The organism is Vibrio sp. 2130-1 (assembly GCF_033339515.1).
On sequence record NZ_JAWOUT010000758.1, the window covers coordinates 1 to 509 of the forward strand.

1 protein-coding gene is annotated in these 509 nt (G+C 53.4%); it reads right to left on the minus strand.

The features are described 5' to 3' along the window. Nucleotides 1–509 (minus strand): cytochrome c biogenesis protein CcdA (locus tag R7Q09_RS28540; RefSeq protein WP_318144258.1); only part of this gene is annotated, 509 nt, incomplete at both ends.

Consider the following 509-nt stretch of genomic DNA (forward strand, 5'->3'; position numbering starts at 1 on the left):
ACGTAGAGTAGTGCGCCCGACAGAGGTGCTGTGGTACACGGTGAGCACACCAGACCTGAGATCGCACCCATCGCGAATACGCCTGCGCTGCTGCCGCCTTGCTGTTTGTTACTCAGGTTGTTTAGCCACGTTTGTACACTGCTTGGCAATTGCAGGGTGTACACACCAAACATGGAGAGTGCCAACGTGACGAATAAGATACTCAAACCAATCAACACATATGGGTGTTGCATCGCCGCTTGGAACTGCATGCCTGCTGATGCCACCACTAAGCCGAGAAGAGTGTAAGTCAGCGCCATGCCTTGCACGTAAACTAGGGATAAACCCAGAGCGCGGCGTTGGCTGAGTTTCCCGCTGCCAAGTACGATGCTGGTCAAAATTGGGTACATTGGCAGAACACATGGCGTAAACGCTAAGCCTACACCAAGAGCTAAAAACAGCAGCGGAGTCCACCAATTGTCAGCAAGGTTCGCCGCGAGGCTGTCTTGCTCTGTGACTGGTGCTGGAGT